At 70.7% G+C, this 13,978-nt stretch carries 14 protein-coding genes and 1 pseudogene; 8 read left to right on the forward strand and 7 right to left on the reverse strand.

Annotated elements, in window-relative coordinates:
- Positions 1–33: 33 nt before the first annotated feature.
- The 3 genes from OG504_RS32860 to OG504_RS32870 form a co-directional block, all read right to left on the reverse strand.
- Positions 34–1,071 carry an SEC-C domain-containing protein gene (locus tag OG504_RS32860; protein WP_405993029.1) on the reverse strand — a complete coding sequence of 346 codons (1,038 nt, stop codon included), beginning with the start codon at positions 1,069–1,071 and terminating at the stop codon, positions 34–36.
- Positions 1,072–1,292: 221 nt separating this feature from the next.
- Entirely contained in the window at positions 1,293–2,480 is a 1,188-nt protein-coding gene (locus OG504_RS32865; protein WP_405993030.1) for an MFS transporter, read from the reverse strand.
- A gap of 50 nt (positions 2,481–2,530) precedes the next feature.
- Positions 2,531–4,006, reverse strand: coding sequence for a beta-1,6-galactanase (locus tag OG504_RS32870; RefSeq protein WP_405993031.1), 1,476 nt, complete (start codon positions 4,004–4,006; stop codon positions 2,531–2,533).
- Positions 4,007–4,233: 227 nt separating this feature from the next.
- Between OG504_RS32870 and OG504_RS32875 the strand changes: the two genes are divergently transcribed.
- From OG504_RS32875 to OG504_RS32885, 3 genes are all read left to right on the forward strand, one after another.
- A complete protein-coding gene (locus OG504_RS32875) occupies positions 4,234–5,019 on the forward strand; it encodes a class E sortase (RefSeq protein WP_405993032.1) in 786 nt (261 codons plus the stop codon).
- Between the two features lie 97 nt (positions 5,020–5,116).
- Positions 5,117–5,815, forward strand: a complete 699-nt coding sequence (locus tag OG504_RS32880) for an RNA polymerase sigma factor (protein ID WP_405993033.1) — start codon at positions 5,117–5,119, stop codon at positions 5,813–5,815.
- Complete coding sequence (locus OG504_RS32885) at positions 5,812–6,942, forward strand: CU044_5270 family protein (RefSeq protein ID WP_405993034.1); 1,131 nt, start codon at positions 5,812–5,814, stop codon at positions 6,940–6,942. The genes OG504_RS32880 and OG504_RS32885 overlap by 4 nt, the downstream gene beginning before the upstream one ends.
- Positions 6,943–7,003: 61 nt before the next feature.
- On the opposite strand, the gene OG504_RS32890 is transcribed toward OG504_RS32885, so the two are convergent.
- Entirely contained in the window at positions 7,004–8,419 is a 1,416-nt protein-coding gene (locus OG504_RS32890) for an MFS transporter (protein ID WP_405993035.1), read from the reverse strand.
- Between the two features lie 68 nt (positions 8,420–8,487).
- Between OG504_RS32890 and OG504_RS32895 the strand changes: the two genes are divergently transcribed.
- From OG504_RS32895 to OG504_RS32910, 4 genes are all read left to right on the forward strand, one after another.
- Complete coding sequence (locus OG504_RS32895) at positions 8,488–9,015, forward strand: winged helix-turn-helix transcriptional regulator (protein ID WP_405993036.1); 528 nt, start codon at positions 8,488–8,490, stop codon at positions 9,013–9,015.
- A gap of 40 nt (positions 9,016–9,055) precedes the next feature.
- Positions 9,056–9,346, forward strand: coding sequence for a DUF6412 domain-containing protein (locus tag OG504_RS32900; RefSeq protein WP_318016554.1), 291 nt, complete (start codon positions 9,056–9,058; stop codon positions 9,344–9,346).
- Positions 9,347–9,430: 84 nt separating this feature from the next.
- Positions 9,431–10,105: a membrane protein insertase YidC gene (yidC, locus tag OG504_RS32905; protein ID WP_405993037.1), complete on the forward strand. Its 675-nt coding sequence runs from the start codon at positions 9,431–9,433 to the stop codon at positions 10,103–10,105.
- A gap of 128 nt (positions 10,106–10,233) precedes the next feature.
- Positions 10,234–11,091 (forward strand): fumarylacetoacetate hydrolase family protein, encoded by an 858-nt coding sequence (locus OG504_RS32910; RefSeq protein WP_327403741.1) that lies wholly within the window; start codon positions 10,234–10,236, stop codon positions 11,089–11,091.
- 108 nt (positions 11,092–11,199) lie between these two features.
- Here OG504_RS32910 and OG504_RS32915 read toward each other — a convergent pair whose 3' ends face one another.
- Genes OG504_RS32915 through OG504_RS32925 form a run of 3 tightly spaced genes read right to left on the reverse strand, consistent with a single transcriptional unit; the run spans position 11,200 to position 13,724 of the window.
- Positions 11,200–12,066, reverse strand: coding sequence for an LLM class F420-dependent oxidoreductase (locus OG504_RS32915; protein WP_405993038.1), 867 nt, complete (start codon positions 12,064–12,066; stop codon positions 11,200–11,202).
- Positions 12,067–12,126: 60 nt separating this feature from the next.
- Entirely contained in the window at positions 12,127–12,642 is a 516-nt protein-coding gene (locus tag OG504_RS32920) for a heme-degrading domain-containing protein (protein WP_405993039.1), read from the reverse strand.
- Complete coding sequence (locus OG504_RS32925) at positions 12,639–13,724, reverse strand: Gfo/Idh/MocA family oxidoreductase (RefSeq protein WP_405993040.1); 1,086 nt, start codon at positions 13,722–13,724, stop codon at positions 12,639–12,641. The genes OG504_RS32920 and OG504_RS32925 overlap by 4 nt, the downstream gene beginning before the upstream one ends.
- Positions 13,725–13,873: 149 nt before the next feature.
- Between OG504_RS32925 and OG504_RS32930 the strand changes: the two are divergent.
- Positions 13,874–13,978 (forward strand): annotated as a pseudogene (locus OG504_RS32930) (hypothetical protein); the annotation flags it as partial.

A 13,978-nucleotide genomic window follows, 5' to 3' on the forward strand; every position in this document is an offset into this window, starting at 1 on the left:
TCCGGGGTGTCAACCTTCGAAGCAGGGACACCGTCAGGCCTGCGCGGCCCCGTGACACTCCCCGTACGCCTCTCCCGACCCACACCAACAGCCGGCCCCCCGCTGAGGCGGCCAAACCACAGCCCGCCCCCGAGCCGCAAGCGTCGTCGCATACTGCGGCAACAGATCAACATCCCCCGGCGAGGCCCCTTCGGACGCAGCGAACGCCTCATAAGAAGGCACCGTCCCGGTCACGATCCCAAGGTTCGCCGTCCCGCTCGCCGCCAGCTCCCGAAGCGACCCCTCTATCGTCGCGAGGTGCTCCTCATGCGAGGGGTACTCCACGGCCAGCGAGGCATACGCCCCCACCAGCTCGGCCAACTCCCCCTCGGGCCAGTGGAGTACGGCCACCGGGAACGGACGGGACAACGCCTCCCGGAACGCGCCCAGCTCTGCCCGCAGTCGCGAGATCTCGGCCTCAAGCTCCGCCGGGTTGTCCGACCCCAGCGACCACACCCTCTTCGGATCGTGCAGCTCGTCCAACGACACCGGTGACGACGAGGACGCGTGGGCCGAATGCAACGTGTCCGCCAGCGTGTCCCACTCGTCGTGTGACACGCCCAGCATCCGACGCACCCGGTGCCGGCCGTACAGCAACGGGTGGGTGGAGTACGGCGGTTCGGGGACGTCGGTCAGGAGCAGCGTCACGCCCTCCGTGAACGTCTCCTGCGCTGCCTCCAGCTCGTCGTGGGACTCCAGGGACTCCGCGACGATCACCCAGGGGGCGGGATCGCGGGGTGACGCGGTCCGTACCCCGTCGATGATGGCCCTGGCCTCGGCCTCGTGGCCGTACTCCCAGAGGTTGGAGGCCTTGAGGGCCCGTACCAGATGCGGGGTTTCCAGGGCGTCCGCCGATGACAGCAGGCGGTCGTAGAGCGCGGTGGCGGCGGGGCGGTCGCCGGCCAGTTCCAGGTGGGCCGCGGCCTGGAGGAGCAGGGCTTCGGCGTCCTCGGGGTAGCGGGCGGCGGTCCGTTCGAGGCGGGCCGCTTCGGCGGAGTGGTCGACGTTCTCGGCGGGCGTGTCGGGGCGCATGAACGACACGGTACTGCCGATGCCGACACAGATGGAGGCAAGGGCAGAGATATGCCCAGGTCGGCCGGTGAGGGTGGCGTGGGGGAGCGGTGAGGGGGCCGGCGTGGGCCGCCCCGCGGGGAACACCGGGTGGCTTCCCGGTTTCCGCCAGTTTTACGGCCACCTCGTTCCTACAACCCAGGCGTTCCTACAATCGCGGCGTTTCTGCAACCCCGGTGTTTCTACGACTCCCGTGCTTCTACGACCTTCACCTCCCGTTGCCCGCCCGTCCCCGTCCCACTCCCGCCACCCAAAGAACCCCACGCCGCAACCCCCATGACGACCAACCCCACCCCCACAACCCCCGCCCCCACAAACAACGGAGCCGCATACCCAAACCCGGCGCTGATCACCAAGCCCCCCGCCCAAGCCCCCACCGCGTTCCCCACATTCGAAGCCGACACATTCGCGCTTGCCGCCAACGGCACGCCCCCCGCCGCATCCGTGACCCGCGTGATCATCCCCGGCACCGTCGCGAACCCGAACACACCTAGGAGGAAGACCAGGATCACGGAGGCCGGCCGGCTGCTCGCCAGGAGCCCGAAGATCACCAGCGTGGTCGCCAAGCCCGCCAGCGACACGAGCAACGTCACGTCCCGGTTGTGGTCCGCCCCCCGCCCGCCCGCGATGTTGCCGACGACCAGCCCCGTGCCGTAGACCACCAGCAGCCAGGCCACGTCAGTCGTCGAGAAGCCCGCGACCCGCGTGAAGGTGTACGCGAGATAGCTGAACGCGCCGAACATGCCGCCGTAGCCGAGGGCCGTGGCCGTCAGCGTCAGCCAGACCTGCGTGGAGCGGAAGGCGCGCACCTGTGTACGGAGGTTCGCCCCGCCCCGCCTCGCTCCCGCCCACGCCGGTACCAGTACCGCGATGGCGACCAGCGCCACCGCCCCGATCGCCGTGATCGCCCAGAACGTCGCCCGCCAGCCCCACCGTTCGCCGACGAGGGCGCCGAACGGGACTCCCAGTACGTTCGCCACCGTCAGGCCCGCGAACATCAACGCCACTGCCCGCGAGGCCCGTTCGGGAGGAACCAGGCGGCGGGCGACGAGGGAGCCTATGCCGAAGAACGAGCCGTGGCACAGGGCCGCCACGACTCTGCCCAGGAGCATCACCGTGTAGTTGGGAGCCAGCGCCGACAGCAGGTTTCCTGCGACGAACAACGCCACCAGGCCTACCAGGACCGGCTTTTGGGGCAGCCCCGCCGTTGCCGCCGTCACCGCTATCGCGCCCACCGCGACCGTCAACGCGTAGCCGGAGATCAGCCAGCCCGCGACGGCCGTGGACACGTTCAGGCTCCCGCTCACCTGCGGGAGCAGCCCGGCGATCACGAACTCGGTGAGACCGATTCCGAAACCGCCGAGCGCCAACGCCGGAAGGCCGAACCGTCCGCCGCTGTACCGGAGTTGGGGCGCCGGGGTCAGATCACCACCCCGTCGATCTGCAGCGTCTGCACCGCCCCCGCCGCGAATGTCGCGCTCACCGTCTTGCCGCTCAGATACGTGTCCGAGTGGGAGGCGTACAAGTCGCCCCCGCCACCCGTCACCGTGTTCCAGCGCGGGACCAGACCGCTCGAACCGCCCGCCACCGTCGTGAACTTGGACAGGTCGAAGGTCAGTTTCGTCGACGACGAGCCCGTGTTGGCGGCGACGATCACCAACCGCTTCGCCGACGCGTCGTAACCCGCCGCCGCGTAGCTCACGCCCGTGTCCAGGATCGTCATGCCGGGGCGGATGTGGCGGCTGAACTGGGCCATCACGTAGTACTTCGTCTGCACCGCGCCGGCCGTGAGCGTGCTCTGGTCGTACGCGATCATCGCCCAGCCGGACGACGGGTCCATGACCTGCCAGTACGTCCACGCCGTGGGGTGCAGCCAGCGGAAGTCGTAGAGGAGGTTGCTCGCCATCGTGAGGCCCGTTGAGTCGCTGTCGCCCGTCTCCGAGTTCCAGAGGGCCTTGCCCGCCGTCGTCACCACGTCCGTGTACAGCAGGTCCCTACGGCCGCCCGAGCCCTGGTAGCCGTGGACGTTGACGCGGTTCACGTACCCCTTCGTCGTCGAGCTGAAGGCGCTCCACGTCGTGCGCGCGAGGTCGTAGCTCGTCTCGTCGGACGCCGAGATCTTCGTGCTTGTCAGGCCGCGGCTGTCCAACTCGCTGCGGACATACGGCAGTACGGCCGCCTGGACCGTCGAGTCCATGTGGCAGCCCTCCTGCGTACCCGTCGCCGTCCACCAGCTCGACGAGGGTTCGTTGAAGGCCTCGACCGTCGCGAAGTTCACTCCCCAGTTGTTCTTCGCGTAGAGGGCGACGGACGCGAGGTGGGAGGCGTGCTGGCGGTAGTTCCAGGTCTGGAGGTTGTTGCCGCCGCCCGAGGCGCCCGACGGGTTGTGGTTCGAACACATCCACCACATGGGGGAGTTGGCGAAGAGCTCGGTGGTCGCGCCCCGCGAGGTGGCCTTCACCAGCATCGCCCGCTGGGTCGCGTCCGCCGTCCAGTCCCAGGCCGAGGAGGTGGGGTCCTCGTTGTTCCAGTCCTGCCAGTAGCCCTCGATCTGCTTGAACGCCGGGATGTTGGCGGAGGCGACCATCGACTCGCCGTTCACCGAGTTCCAGCTGCACGCGCCGAGGTTGTAGCGGGCGATGTTGAGGCCCAGGCCCGGCAGTGAAGTGCCGTTGTACGTCGTCGACTTGGTGGTGAAGAAGATGTCGGCGAAGTCGTCCCGGGCGCCGAAGACGTTCGCCCACCAGGCCAGCGAGGTGCCCCAGCCCTCCCAAGTGCCGTACTTCGTCGCCGGGTTGACCGCGATCGTCGCGTCGGCGCGTGCGGTACCGGTCGCCAGGGCGGTGCCGAGGAGACCACCGCCCGCCGCGGCCAGCAGGGTTCTGCGTCGGATCATCTCTACTCCCGATTCGCTCAACCGCCGGTCGTCCCACCGGCGTCGGCCATCCCCCCGGCTCGTGCCATCAGGAAGCATCGGGCGTGGTGCGTGAGGTTGTCGAGGGTTGTGACACCCCTTTCTAAAACCCGTGTACGAACCGGTACGAAGGATCGAACGGGCACCCTTTCCGGTAATCGGAGCCATGAGTCTGGTGAGTTCGCGAACCGGCCCTTATCGTGCGGCCCATGCGGGTTCCCGTCGTGCAGCACCGCAGCCGTCGACGCCGTGCGCTGGGCCGACGCGCCCTGTGGACCGGTGGGGAGTTCCTCGTCACCGCCGGGGTCGTACTGCTCCTCCTCGTCGTCCACGAGCTGTGGTGGACCAACCGGGAGGCCCGTCAGGGCGCCGAGCACCAAGTGCGGGCCCTGGAACGGCAATGGGCGACACCGGGTGGTGCGGGGAGCGGCGGCACCCCGTCTGCCGACACCGGTCCGGCGGGCGGCAGTTCACCGAACCGGAGTACCTCGACCGATGGCTCGGCCACCACGGTCACCGGTTCCGCCGCCACCCCCCGCCGTTCCCAGGCCTACGCCATCCTCACCATCCCCCGCCTCCACCTCCGCGTCCCGATCGCGGAGGGCGTCAGCAAGCGGAACGTGCTCAACAAGGGGTACGTCGGCCACTACCCCGGCACCCAACAGCCGGGCCAGGCAGGGAACTTCGCGCTCGCCGGGCACCGCAACACCCACGGCGAGCCGTTCAGGTATCTCCCGCGTCTGCGCCTCAAGGACACCGTGCAGGTCGAGACGAGCGCGGCCACCTTCACCTACACGGTCGACAAGATCCTGCCGCAGACCTCCGCGTCCGACTCGGGCGTCATCCGGCCGATCCCGCGCTCGATCGTCAAGCCCGCCTACGGCTACAGCCGGCCCGGGTACTACATCACCCTCACCACCTGCACCCCGGAGTACACCTCCCGGTACCGCATGGTCGTGTGGGGCACGCTCACCTCCACGCGGCCCCGCACGTGACACTGGGGGCCGTGAACCCGATCCGTGAACCCGATTCCGGTCAGCTGGCAAGTACTGGGTGAACGCTGTCCCTTTCCTCTGACCACACGGACCGTCGATGACCGATTCCGATCCACTGTGCCGCTCCTCCTGGGGGAGTGGCACCGCGAGAGCGGACACCGCGAGAGCGGAAACCGCACAGCCGGACGCCCTGCTGATCGCGGCGTCGCTCGACGAACCCGAGCGCTTCGCCGTGCTGTTCGACCGCCACGCGCCCACCATCCACCAGTACGTCGCCCGGCGCCTCGGCCGTGACGCGGCCGACGACGTCACCGCCGAGACCTTCCTGACGGCCTTCCGGATCAGGGCCCGCTACGACAGCGGTCTTGCCGGTGTCCGCCCCTGGCTGCACGGCATCGCGGCCAAGCTGATCAGCCGGCACCGCCGTGAGGAGGTCAAGGCGCTGAAGCTGCTCGCCCGCACCGGTCGCGACCCGGTGGCCGAGACATGGACCGACTCCGCCGACGACCGCGTCACCGCGCAGGCCGCGTCCCGGCCCCTGGCCAAGGCGCTGGCCGCCCTCTCCGCGGGGGACCGGCACGCCCTGCTCCTGTTCGCCTGGGCCGACTTCAGCTACCAGGAGATCGCCGAGGCCCTCGACATCCCGGTCGGCACCGTCCGGTCCCGGCTCAACCGGGCCCGCAGGAAACTCCGCGTCACGGCGGGACCGTACAGCCCGTTCGGCGAGTCCGGCGAGAGTGCCGGTGCCGCCGTCCCACCGCTCGAACCGCACGTATCAGAAGGTGATCCCGCATGAACGAGCCGGCCGATGCACGTGCCCTGCGCGCCGACGTCCCTTTGCGCGCCGATGTCCCCCTGCGTACCGACGTCCCCCTGCCCGACAGCGACCGCCTCGCGCCCCAACGCGCCCTGCTCACCGAGGCGTTCCGTCAGGAGGTCGCCGCCCGGAACCGGCCCACCACGGCCCGGCCCACCACGACTGTGCTGCCCCGCCGCAGGTTCGTCCTGCTGACCGCGGCGGCCGCCACCGGCCTCGTCGTCACCGGCGGGGCCGTGGTCTCCCTCACCCACGACACCCCGGGCGCCGCCCCCACCCCGTCCGCCGCCTCCGGCGGCCGTCAGCTGCTGTCCGCGCAGGCCTCGGCCGACACCCTCGAACTGGCCGCCGCCACCGTCGAGAAGATCGGCGCCACCGAGCCCGGCCCCAAGCAGTGGGTCTACGAGAAGAACACCTCCTTCGACCAGGGGAAGCCCCAGAGCGGGGAGCAGTGGACCCGCTGGGACGGCACGGGCTCCGCGCGCCTGCCCGGTTTCCCGCGCCCGGGAGACACCTCGGACTTCGACCCGAACAAACTCCAGGTCTGGTACGGCCCCAACCAGGAGGAGAAGTGGAAGAAGGAGGGCTACGACGACCGGTCCCAGCGCCAGTTCTACCGCTTCCTCGCGACCCTCCCGAGCGACCCCGAACGCATGATGGCCGCCATCCGCAAGGAGCACGCCCTCGGCGACATCAAGGGGGAGACCGCGGCGCAGCGCGACTGGCGGGAGATCGACGTCCTCTACCGTTCCGTCCTAATCCCGCCGAACGCGCAGGCCGGTCTGTTCCGGGCGCTCGCCAAGATCCCCGGCGCCCGGGTGGAGAAGGGCGTCAAGGACCCCCTCGGGCGGACGGCCATCGGCGTCACCGTGACCTACGCCAAGCCCACCGCCTCGGGCTGGCAGGGCAAGCAGGAACTGTTCTTCGACCCGAAGACGTACGCGTACCTGGGGGAGACCAGGCACGCCGCGCCGGCCGAGATCCCCAAGGGCGCCGACGGCAGCCCGTACGCGATGGCGTCGCCCGCGCCGGGCACGGACCCCGACGAGATGACCACGGCCCGCGCAGCCTGGGGTGTCGTGAACAAGCCGGGGGAGCGCCCCTGAGATACATCGGGGGGTGCCCCTGAGACACACCGGGGTGTGTGCGGGCGTACAGACAGACGTTTCACGCCCGCTCCCGCAACACCCCCACACTCACCGCGGCCACCACCGCGAGCCCCGCCGACACCACCATCGCGATGTCCGCGCCCCGCGCAAGCCCACCGCCCGCCGATGTGGCGATCGCGATCGTCAGCGCGACCCCCGCGCAGGAACCGATGTACCGGAACGTCTGCTGCGCGCCCGACCCCATCGCGGCGCGCGCCGCCGGTACGGACTCCACGGAGAGCAACGGCAGCGCGGCGTTCAGCAGGCCGCTGCCCACGCCCGCGATCACCAGTCCCGGCAGCAGTCGTAGCCAGGAACCGGAGTCCAGCGCGCCCAGCATCGTCAGGACGCCGGCCGCGTGGAGGAGGAAACCCAGGGCGAGTTGGTGCCGGGGCGAGACGCGGCCGGCGAGGCGGCGGGCCTGGAGGGCGACCGCGAAGGACAGGCCCGACCAGAGGAGGAACAGCCAGGCCGTGTCCATCGCGGACAGCCCGAGTGTCTGCTGCAACAGCGCCGGCAGGAAGCTGAACAGGCCGATCACCGCGAAGCCCGTGAACAGGCCGCCCGCCGAGGACGCCAGGAAGAGACGGTGGCGCAGCAGGCTCAGGTCGATCATCGGGGTCGTACCCCGGCGCTCGACCAGCGCGAAGACGCCGACGAGCACCACGGCCGCCAGCGCCAGCAGGCCCACCGGCGCCCGCAGCCAGCCGTCGCGGCCCAGCGTGAGGGCGGCGACGAGGGCGACCAGGGCCAGCCCGAAGGTGACCGCTCCGGCGAGGTCGGGGCGTCCGCCGCGCGGCGCGCGGGACTCGGACAGCGTACGGACGCCGAGGGCCGCCACGACGATCGCCGCCGCGCCGAGCACGACGTAGATCATCCGCCAGTTCGGCATCGCGCCCGCGACCAGTGGGCCGACCGCTATGCCGCCGCTGACGAACGCGCCCCAGACGCCGGTCGCGTGCAGGCGGCCGCGCGGGGTCGGGAAGGCGTGCACGATCAGGCCGAGGCTGCTGGCGAGGAGGGCCGCGCTGGACGCGCCCTGCGCGATCCGGGTCAGCGTGAACAGCCAGGTCGAGGACGTGAGTGCGGAGAGCGCTGTCGTGATGCCCAGCGCGAAGGTGCCGGCCAGGAAGATCCGGCGGCGGCCGTAGTCGTCGGCGAGGCTGCCGGCGACCAGGAGCAGCGCGGCCAGGCCGAGCGGGGTGCCGTTCAGGAGCCAGGCCTGGGCGGAGAGCGGGGTGTGCAGGGCGGCGGCGATGTCGGGGAGCGTGACCATCGGCGCGGTGTACGTCATCAGCGCCACGGCGGTGGCCGCGCTGGTCAGGGCGAGGGTGGCGCGGGGATGCGGCACGCTCCGCCCGGAGACCCGGGATGTCTCCGGGGCCTTGGACGTCTCGGGAACCTCGGCGAGGGTTCGTTCACTGAACCTAGTCATGTGGAGCACCGTAGCACCTTAGGTTCGTTCATTGAACTTACTGTCGGAAAGTGGCTACAGTGGACGGCATGTCACTAGGCAAGGACTACGCGGGACAGGACTGCTCGATGGCCGGGGCGCTGGAGGTGGTCGGGGAGCGCTGGACGCTGCTCATCGTCCGGGACGCCCTCTACGGCGTCCGGCGCTACAACGACTTCCTCGTCCACCTCGGCATCCCGCGCGCAGTCCTCGCCGCCCGCCTCCAGGCCCTCACCGCCGAGGGCATCCTCGAGAAGCGCCGCTACCAGGAGTCACCGCCGCGCGACGAGTACGTCATCACCGAGCGCGGGATCGCCCTGTGGCCGGTGCTGCGCTCGCTCGGCCGGTGGAAGCGCGAGCAGTACGACGAGACGCAGCTGCGCTACTTCCGGCACGCGGACTGCGGCACCGAACTCGGCTCCTACGGCGAGTGCCCCACCTGTGCCGTCGTCGTCCCCGTCGCGGATGTCATCATGGACCCGGGCCCCGGTCTCGATCAGGACCCGGCGGATCCGGTCAGCCGGGCGTTCCTCAAACCGAGGCGACTGCTCCAGCCGATCGAGCCGGATCCGGTATAACGGACGGTACGAGAACGGCAGTTGAGGGAGGGGGCGGACCATGAACCAGCGTCGGGCGAGCGCCCTGCTGCTCCTCTTCCTGCTCCCGATCGTGCTGGTGGACACGGCGAGCCTCCCGGCCGCCGTCGCACTCGCCGCGACCGGTACCGCCCTCGCCGTCTGCGCCCTCCTCACCGCGCGCAGCGCACCCGCCGTACCGCCCACCCGGGTCCGTACGGCCATTCGCGACCGGGCCCGCCGTACGGCGTTCCTGCCCCAGCGCGACCCCGACGCCTCGGGCCGCCCACGCCCCCGAGCCCCCGGACACCCCCTCCGGACGACCACCGCGTAGGCAACTCCCTCTGTTGCCCCCGTGCGGGGTCGTCCCGTCGCCATGCCCACTCCCGGCACGACGAGACCCACGGAGGGCTCACCCATGTCCGTTTTCGCTGCCCTGGTCGACCAACTCGCCGACCTGCTCCACCCGTTGTTCGGCACGGCCGCGGCCGCCGCCGCGATCGTCCTGTTCACCGCTCTCGTACGACTCCTCGTGCATCCCCTGTCGCGGGCCGCGGCGCGTGGCCAGCAGGCGCGGGCCCAACTCCAGCCGCGCGTGGCCGAGTTGCGGAAGCGGTACGCGAAGCAGCCCGAGAAGCTGCAGAAGGCCGTACTCGAACTGCACACCGAGGAGAAGGTGTCCCCGCTGTCCGGTCTGCTGCCGAGCCTGCTGCAACTGCCCGCGTTCTTCCTCCTCTACCGGCTGTTCTCCGGCGGCGGTGACGGCCTGCTCTCCCACCAGCTGTTCGCCGCGCCGCTCGGCGGACGCTGGGCCGACGCGCTCGCCGGGGACGGGATGTTCGGACCGGCCGGGCTCGTCTACGTCGGGCTGTTCCTCGTCGTCGCCGCGGTCGCGACCTTCACCTACGTCCGCACCCGGCGCACGGCCGCCGTCGCCCCGGCCGGCACCGGCACCGGCGCCCTCGGCAAGGTGCTGCCGCTCCTCTCCTACGGCACGCTGATCACCGTCGCCGTCGTGCCGCTCGCCGTGGCGCTGTACGTGGTGACCAGCGCGGCCTGGAGCGCCGTGGAACGGGCCGTGCTGTACACCTGACCGGCCGTGGTTACGGTCCAGTCCGTGAACCAGGTATTGCGGACTGGACCGTGAGCTTGGAGGATCGACCAGTCCTCCGATGGCTGCACCCATCGGTCGACCGTCCGCGATCGATGGAGATGGTGAACATGAAGCTGCTGCGAGTCGGTACGGCGGGGGCGGAGCGGCCCGCGCTGCTCGACGCCGAGGGGACCCTGCGGGACCTGTCCGGCATCGTCCCGGACATCGACGGGCCGCTGCTCGCCGACACCGCCGCGCTGGGCCGGATCCGGGCCGCCGCCGACGCCGGGGAACTGCCCGCGCTGGACGCCGACGGGCTGCGGGTCGGGCCGCCGCTGGCACGGATCGGCAAGGTCGTGTGCATCGGGCTGAACTACCACGACCACGCCCGCGAGACTGGCGCGGAGCCGCCCGCCGAGCCGGTCATCTTCTTCAAGGCCGCGGACACGGTCGTCGGGCCGTACGACACGGTGCTGGTCCCTCGCGGGTCGGTGAAGACGGACTGGGAGGTCGAACTCGCCGTCGTCATCGGGCGTACGGCCCGTTATCTGGAGTCCCACGAGGAGGCGCTCGCGCATGTCGCGGGGTATGCGGTCGCGCATGACGTGTCCGAGCGGGAGTTCCAGATCGAGCGGGGCGGGACGTGGGACAAGGGGAAGAACTGCGAGACGTTCAATCCGCTCGGGCCGTGGTTGGTGACGGCGGACGAGGTGCCGGATCCGCAGGCCTTGTCGCTACGGCTGTGGGTGAACGGGGAGTTGAAGCAGGACGGGACGACGGGGGAGCAGATCTTCTCGGTGGCTGAAGTGGTGCGGTATGTCAGCCAGTTCATGACCTTGTATCCCGGGGATGTCATCAACACCGGTACGCCTGCGGGGGTTGCTCTTGGGCAGCCTGAGCCGAAGCCGTTCTTGCGGGCCGGGGATGTTGTGGAGCTGGAGATCGCGGGGTTGGGCAAGCAGCGGCAGGAGTTCAAGGACGCCTAAGGGGTGGGGGCTGCGCATTGTTTGCGGGTGCGCGTGCGCTGTGGCTGGTCGCGCCCACGCGGCGGAGCCGCAAATAGATACAGCCCCGCGCCCCTTAGGGCATCACGGTCAGGCCAGTAGAGAGGCGAGCCTGCGCCAGGACTCTCGTGGGAGATCCTCTCGCGCGTTGCCGTCCACGATCTGTAGGGCTACGTGGTCTGCGCCTGCCGTTAGGAAGGCGTCGATCCTGGCGCGGATCTGCGACTCCTCGCCCCAGGCGAAGACCGCGTCCACCAGGCGGTCGCTTCCGCCGTCCGCGATGTCGGACTCGGTGAAGCCGTTGCGGAGGAAGTTGGCGGTGTAGTTCGGGAGGGCGAGGTAGGGGGAGAGGGTCTCGCGGGCCAGGGCGCGGGCCCGGGTCGGGTCCGTCTCCAGGACCACCTTCAACTCCGGGGCCAGCAGCGGGGTTTCGCCGAGGAGCTCGCGGGACTGTGCCGTGTGCTCCGGGGTCACCAGGTACGGGATCGAGCCGGCCGCGCGGTCCCGGGCCAGCTCGATCGTCCTCGGGCCCAGCGCGGCGAGGAGGCGGCGCCCGGCGGGTACCCCGGCCGTGTCCAGGGCGTCCAGATGGGCGACCAGGGCCGAGTACGGACGACGGTACTCGGCCGTGTTCTTGGCGTGCGCCACCCCGAGGCCGAGCAGGAAGCGGCCCGGGTGAGCCTGCTCCAGTTCGGCGAAGCTCGCCGCGCTCTCGGCCGCCGAGTACTGCCAAATGCTCTGGATGCTGGTCCCGACGGCGATACGCGACGTCGCCTCGATGAGCGGGACGGCATTGCGGGCGGCGCTGCTGCCGCCCAACCAGACCGCGCCGTACCCGAGTTGCTCCAGCTCCGCCGTGGCCTCCGCCAACTCGCCGCGCCGGGACGGATCTTCCGAGCGCAGACCCACGCTCCAGATGCCGTACCGGCCGACCGTTTCCTTCAGGGTGCTGCTCATCGGTCCCGTTCCCTCCGGTGTCGGACGTGTCGGTCAGTCCCAACCGGAGGGAGCCGCGGGTTAATTCCGATCGTCGTCCAGGAACTGCTCCAGCGCCGCCACCACGAACCGGTGGTCCTGCAACTGCGGCAGACCGCTCACCGTCACCGTGCCGATCACGCCGACGCCTTCGACCCTGATCGGGAACGAGCCGCCGTGTGCCGCGTACTCGTCCGGGTCGAGGCGGGAGGAGTCCTCGAAGGTGCTGCCCTTGGCGCGGAAGCGGGTGCCGACCAGGTAGGAGGCGGCGCCGAAGCGCTCAACCACCTTGCGCTTGCGGTCGATCCACGCGTCGTTGTCGGGGGAGGAGCCCGGCAGCGCCGCGTGGAAGAGCTGCTGGCCGCCGCGCCGGATGTCGATGGCGACCGGGGCCTGGCTCTCGCGGGCCAGTTCCACGAGGAGTGAACCCAGCGCCCACGCGTCGTCGTAGGTGAAGCGCTGGAACACCAAGTGCCGTTCCTGCGCTTCGAGTTCCTCCACCGTCGGGGTGATCTCGGGGGCGATCCGCTGGGTGATCGCGGGCTTGTTCTGGGTCACAGGGTCACCGTCACTCCGTCGCGGGCGCTGCGGCGCGCGGCTTCCAGTACGTCGAGGGTGGCGGCCGCCTCCAGGGCGGTCACCGGGTTGGGGGCGCCGTCACGGAGGGCGGCGGCGACGGCCGCGTAGTACGCGGGGTAGTCGCCGGGGACGGTCGGCTCGGGGCGGCCACCGCCGGTGAGCGGGGACTCGCCGGCGCCGACACGGCCGTAGAGCGACTCGGGTTCCTGGCCCCAGTTCTTCTCGGTGCCCGGGCGCTTGCCGTCGCGCAGGTCGGCCTCCTGGGGGTCGAGGCCGTACTTCACGTAGCCCGCCTTGGAGCCCAACACCCGGAAACGCGGGCCGAGTTGGGCGGTCGTGGCGGAGACGTACAGGTGTGAGCGGACGCCGTTCGTGTGGGTCAGGGCGAAGAACGTGTCGTCGTCCGTCTCCGCGCCCGGGCGGCGGATGTCCGACTCGGCGTACACGGAGGCGACGGGGCCGAAGAGGGCCAGCGCCTGGTCCACGACGTGGCTGCCGAGGTCGTAGAGGAGACCTCCGATCTCTGCCGGGTCGCCGGACTCGCGCCAGCCGCCCTTGGGCTGCGGGCGCCAGCGCTCGAAACGGGACTCGAAGCGCCAGACGTCGCCCAGTTCGCCCTCGGCCAGCAGCTTGCGCAGGGTCAGGAAGTCGTTGTCCCAGCGGCGGTTCTGGAAGACGGAGAGGAGGAGGGAGTGTTCCTCGGCGAGGGCCGCCAGCTCGCGGGCCTCGGCCGCCGTGCCGGCGATCGGCTTGTCCACGACGACCGGGAGGCCGGCCTTGAGGGCCGTGGTCGCGAGCGACACGTGCGTCTTGTTCGGGGACGCGATGACGATCAGGTCCAGGTCGTCGGCGCGGGCGAACAGTTCCTCGGGGCTCGCGGCCGTGCGGACGTCCGGGAACTCCGCGCGGGCCTGTTCCTGCCGCTCCGGGTTCGAGGTGACGACCGTGTCGAGGGCGAGGCCCTCGGTGGCGGCGATCAGCGGGGCGTGGAAGACGGAGCCGGCGAGGCCGTAGCCGACGAGGCCGACGCGGAGGGGTGTGCGAGTGGTGCGTCCAGTCATGCCTTCCACTTTCGCAACGCTGTTGCCAAAGTGCAAGTGGTGGGGACAATGGGGGTGTGGACAACAGTGCGCGGGGCGGGACGAGGGCAGGAACGGCCGTAGGGACGGGCGGCCGTTCGGTGAGTGTGGTGGGCGCGAATCTGCTTGCCGTGCGCAGTCACAACACCGCGCTGGTCCTGGACCTGCTGCGGACGGCCGGCGCGGACGGGATCAGCCGGCTCGAACTCGCCGAGCGCACCGGGCTCACCCCGCAG

Source organism: Streptomyces sp. NBC_00986, assembly GCF_045162565.1.
Taxonomy (GTDB): Bacteria; Actinomycetota; Actinomycetes; order Streptomycetales; family Streptomycetaceae; genus Streptomyces.